This window comes from Rhizobium sp. Root1204 (assembly GCF_001424965.1).
GTDB lineage: Bacteria > Pseudomonadota > Alphaproteobacteria > Rhizobiales > Rhizobiaceae > Pararhizobium.
The window spans coordinates 1-5,103 of record NZ_LMCZ01000035.1 but is presented as its reverse complement, the minus strand read 5'-3'; the positions used below and the strand labels follow the sequence as shown (position 1 = coordinate 5,103).

Here is a 5,103-nt window from a genome sequence, read left to right as displayed (position 1 = left end):
GGCCGATTACGACCGGAGCCGAAAGCTCGCCATTCTTGACCATTTCATTGATCACGAGGCCGAGATTGTCGAGTGTGACACCGAGGAAGGAGCTTGCCTGGCGGTTGGCATCGTAGCCGTTGTAATACCCGCCACGAGCCTGCCGGCGTCTCAGGGCTTCGCGCGCCTGCTCTATCGCTTCATCGGCCCGGAACTGGTCAAGGGCGATCCCGGAGCGGATCAACGGGATCGAGGGATTTTCGTCTTCATAACGGTCGGCGTTATCGAGCGCCTGGATTGCCTCTTCCTCGTTGCCATTCTGGTAGGCGGCGATCGCAAGCCCGATCAGGCTGTCACCATAGGTCGGGTTGATCGCGGAGGCTTCCAGCAGGGCGCGCTCGCCTTCGTCGGTCTTGCCCATGCGCAGCAGATACCGACCCTTGGCCGCCAATACGGCATAGGATTTGGCATCCAGCCTCTCGGCGATGTCGAGTGCGGATTTCGCCGCTTTTAGCTGCTCGTTATCCATCAGGAAGCGGGCGTAATTGGCATAGAGCGCCGCGTTCTGAGGGTTGAGCTCGATCGCGCGCCGGTGGGCATCGTCAGCCTCGACAATCGCGTTGCGATCGCTCTGGACGATGCCGATTTCATTCCAGACGGCATCCGCGCCGGGCGCTACCTTCACCGCCCGCTCCAGCTCCGCGAGCGCGCCGTCGAGGTCGCTGTTGATGGCGGTTCGAAAACGGGCGCTGGTCAAAAGCGCTGCCGGGCTGTCGGGATCAATGGCCAGCGCGCGTGCCAAGGCTTCGCGAACCTCATCTCTACGGTCGAGTTCGAAGGCGAGGTCGGCTCGGGCCGCCGGCAGGCGGGCGTCATCCGGAAAACGTTTTTCGGCGGCCTTCAGGAAATCGATCGCCGCGGCGGTTCCCCGATCATTGGCGAAAACGGAGGCCCGGGCCAGCACGCCGACAGGGGTGTCATCATAATTGCTTGCTCCTGGCGCGGGCGTCCGTCGGTCAGGATCGGCAAGGGTTTCGGCAAACCAGAGGCCATAGGCTGCCGCTGCGCGACGATCGCGCCCCAGGCCGGGCATGGCCGCACGAAAGAGGCGGGCTGCATCGTCATAGTGCAGATCGTTGCCGGCAATCATCGCTTCCACCAGCTTTGCACGCGCTTCAAACGCGCTGGGCAGGGGGCGGGGCAAGGCGGCGATCGCGGCCTTTGCGGCCGCAAAGCCATCATATTCGAGTGCTGCTTCCGCCAGCAGCAGATGTTCTTCCGTGCTAAGCGCAGCCTCGTTCAAGGCGAGGATACGCGCACGCTCCGCCCGCAGCTCAGCCGGCTTCAAGTTGCTCACCGAAAGGCCTGAAAAAATCCCACGCAGCTCGCTGTAGAGAAGGATTTGTTCCCGCTCCTCCAGGTTGACCAGCGTATATTTGCGAGGCGCCTGCCCGATCGAGACAGTCGCGCCCTCTCCTTTCGCCACCGTGACCGAGCCTTGCGGATTGGAAAGCGATACGGAGCCCTCGAACACGGATAGCGTTGTCTGGCCGCCCTCGACGGTTAGCGTCCAGTCCGTGCCGCGGATCGCAGTGGCTGCGGCCGGGGTGTCTACGGCAATACCGGTGCCGCCGCGTTTTGCGCGTGCCCATATCGTGCCGCCCTGCAGTTCAAGCTGGCTATCGGCGCTGGTGTTGATGGAGCGGACGACAAGCGTGGTATTTCGCCCCATGCGCACCTGTGTGTCATCGGCGAAAAGAATGGCAAGACGCCCTTTGGCATTGGTGCGCAACGTGTCGCCGGCCAGAAGCGCCTGGTCGACTTCGACACCACGCCAATTGTTCATCTCGACGAAACGGGCCTCTTCCCCGGATTTGCGGGAAATGACGGAGCCTTCAGCAGCGGATGGGCGCGCCAGAACATCCGCCCACGCGGATCCGGCAAACGACGCCATGCTCCCCAGTGCCGCCAGAGCGACCGCCCGTACCTTCATCCCATCACCGCAGAAAACGCTACCCGACGGAGCGACTATGGTTGGGCATTCAAGACGTTGTCAATCTTCGCCAACGAGTTCGGCGGATAAGGGGGTAATCTCCTCTGCCGCTGTGCCATTAAGCTCAAATAACCGAATGCTCTTTAAGGGATGCCAACCCAGGAACGTTTGGTTGAAGCCACAAGTGACTCAGTAATATTTTTAATTTCAAATTTGATCATCGATGAACGGCCGCTCGGCTCAGCTGCTTCGGTAAGCCGTGAGGCGCTGCTGCAGAAACTGCACGTATGGGCGCTGACCTCGAACGCATTGGGCCGCCAGTGAGCGAAAAAGCGCGGTGCCATCTGTCGTTATCGACTTAGCAACGCCACAAGCCCTTGCGGTACTTTCATCGTCAAGCTCTTCATCAATCGCCGAGGTGTGATCATCTGCTGCCGATCGCGACAAAGCCCATAGAGAAACGCCGATGACAACAGCGCCGGCAATGGCTTGCAAGCGGGGATCATTCTGCAGCCTGCGCATGTTTTCAATGGTCTCCCGATATCGCCTGTGAATATACGCTTGCACACGCACTGATTAAACTTGCGCTGGCGTATTCTGTTCGATCGACCCCTAAAGGGACGTATCAGCTTTCAGCTTTGAAAATGCAGACCGCCTTAATCGTCGCCGCCCTTAGGTGCAGCGGGTCTTGCGATAGGCTTGGCTCTGCAAGGAACCCTTCAGAATATCGCGGGCGGTATCATGCTGTTGGTACTTCGCCCGTTCCGGCTTGGCGACTTCGTTGAAACATCTGCCCTGAAGGGCAAGGTTATCGAGGTTGGACTTTTCGCGACCAAGCTCCGAAACACAGATAGCCTCTACTTACTCGCGCCGAACTCGACACTCCGGAACACGTCTATCGTCAACCATAGCTGTGAGCCCGAACGCGGACAGGAAAATCGCTGTGGCTGTTGGCAACGACGCGGATATCAATTTGGTATAGCAAATACTGCTGGAAATTATTTCCTCCGACCGCGTGTACAGAAAAATCCACCCCCGCGTGTCGTCATCGACGACGTCGCCGGCGAAAAGGTAACGATCAAGGCCGAATACTGGGCCGAGACGGCGCAATAGACCGAGACGCGGTTTGACGTTGTTGAACGCGTCAAACCGCGCCTTACCGAAAAGGTATCACCACCAGTAGCAGCACAAAACCTGAAGAGGAAATCTCTGGGCCCCTTACCTACCATGTAGCTGAACATGATGGCAGATATGTTTAGCGTGTGTGATTAGGCCCCGGACAAGCAACGCCGCGGTGCATTCCGGCGAACGCCAAAGCCATCATCGATCAGTGGCGTGTGCATGGAGTGGCGAACGGCCCGATATCGGCGAAATGGTCAAGGGGACAAGACCTGGACAGCGTCGATGGTAGAAAGGTGATCGAGGCCGTTACCATCAAAAACACGGGACACGGCACACCTCAGGAAACCTACACGGGCTATGAACGAGCGGCGCCCTAAATGGTGGACGTCGGGATTTCTGTTGCGCTTCACATTGCGCGTTCGTGGGGGCCTGATCGAGGGAAATATGGGCTGGAAGTGATTTCTTCACTTTGATGGACAACCCTCTGGAACCGTTTGCTGAAGGCAGCGTTATTCGCGGATATGACCCCGGCATTAGGTGGCCTAAGCGCCCTGTCGTGGGGCGGCGTGGCGACCACACATATGCGAGCGAGGCAAAATATGTTCAGAATTGTTCGGTGCCTGTCACTAACCGCTGCATCGGCGCTCTGCAGCCCGGCACTTGCGGTTGCGATCGATGCACAATCCATCAACAGTTCTGTCGTAGCGTCGCTTCCGGTCGAGCCACCGACCGAACAACAGATTGAGCCCGATCCGGCCGTGGTGCACGTTCAGGTCCTTCTCGATCGCGCCGGGTCTTCTCCAGGCGTCATTGATGGGTATTACGGCGACAATCTGACAAAAGCCATTGCGGGATTCGAGGCGCTTCAAGGCTTGGCGGTGGACGGCAAGCTGGATCAGGACGTGCTCGCCCGCCTGGTCGACGACGTCCCCTCCGTTCAAGCTTATGAGATCAGCGAGGAAGACGGCGCCGAGATTGTCAAAGATATTCCCAAGGATTACGCCGAACAAGCTAAAATGAAACATCTCGGTTATACAAGTGTCGCCGAGAAGCTTGCCGAGCGCTTTCATATGCATATCGATCTAATCAAGTCCCTGAACCCGACAGCAACTTTCAAACCCGGTGAGACGGTGGCGGTGGCGATCCCAAATGCCAACGGCACGGGGTTGGTAAAACAGATCCTGGTTCATCGGAAAACCGCACAGGTCTTTGCGCTTGCAGAGGATGGATCGTTGCTAACAGTCTATCCTGCAACGATTGGCAGCGATGGTTCACCTTCACCAACGGGTAAGCACGAGGTCAAGGGTGTGTCGCGTATGCCAACCTACACCTATAATCCCAAAATCAATTTCCAGCAGGGTGACAACAAGACGATTCTTGAACTGCCAAGCGGGCCGAATGGTCCTGTAGGCACTGTCTGGATCGACCTGACCGAGCCCACATATGGTATTCATGGCACGCCGGAACCGGAACTGATCGGCAAGGTCGGCTCGCATGGATGCGTTCGCTTGGCGAATTGGGACGTCGAAGAACTGGCAGGTATGGTCAAGCCCGGTGTCGTAGTCGAATTCGTTGATTAGGTCCCGCCAATATTGAATTCAAAGAAAACCGCTCAGCCGACACCTCCGAACGAGAAGCCGTTTAGGCCTCCTCTTGACGCAGTGGTACTGACGGTGCCTACTTCTTGCAGTCAGCGTGCGTAATATTCGAACGAGCGCGTATTTACAGCCCCTGATGAAATCGGCGTTATTGTAGTTGATTGTACTAATCTTGACGTTACATCTGCAAGGCTTGTTCGATGGGCAGCGATTGACGAACGAAAAACTGCGTATGGACGCAGCCTCTCGAAGAATGAGTCCATAACGCCTCCATGTCCGCGAGCCAAATCACATCATCTAGGAGGGCGTCCACGAATTGATTTTGTGTCCGCGGATCCTTTGTCGGCATGAGCATTGGCGAAAAGGTTTGTTGTGTTGCGGCAATTGAAGGCAGTCGGATGCAGGATGCAG

At 57.5% G+C, this 5,103-nt stretch carries 5 protein-coding genes; 2 read left to right on the top strand and 3 right to left on the bottom strand.

Translation table 11 applies throughout. The features are described 5' to 3' along the window. Together ASC96_RS24270 and ASC96_RS32995 are read right to left on the bottom strand one after the other, a co-directional pair. On the bottom strand, nt 1-1,972 hold a 1,972-nt coding region (locus ASC96_RS24270), incomplete at its 3' end, for a FecR domain-containing protein (RefSeq protein WP_156397719.1). 240 nt (nt 1,973-2,212) lie between these two features. Then, on the bottom strand, nt 2,213-2,494 hold the full coding sequence (locus ASC96_RS32995; protein ID WP_156397718.1) for a hypothetical protein: 282 nt from the start codon (nt 2,492-2,494) through the stop codon (nt 2,213-2,215). Nucleotides 2,495-2,713: 219 nt separating this feature from the next. On the opposite strand from ASC96_RS32995, the gene ASC96_RS24265 reads away from it, so the two are divergent. Both ASC96_RS24265 and ASC96_RS24260 read left to right on the top strand, forming a co-directional pair. Next, entirely contained in the window at nt 2,714-3,085 is a 372-nt protein-coding gene (locus ASC96_RS24265) for a mechanosensitive ion channel domain-containing protein (RefSeq protein WP_348270823.1), read from the top strand. Nucleotides 3,086-3,693: 608 nt separating this feature from the next. Next, nucleotides 3,694-4,674, top strand: a complete 981-nt coding sequence (locus ASC96_RS24260; protein WP_060505661.1) for a L,D-transpeptidase — start codon at nt 3,694-3,696, stop codon at nt 4,672-4,674. Between the two features lie 196 nt (nt 4,675-4,870). Here the strand turns inward: ASC96_RS24260 and ASC96_RS33595 are convergent. Beyond that, nucleotides 4,871-5,103, bottom strand: a 233-nt coding sequence (locus ASC96_RS33595; protein ID WP_210171875.1) for a hypothetical protein, incomplete at its 5' end; no start/stop codon positions are given.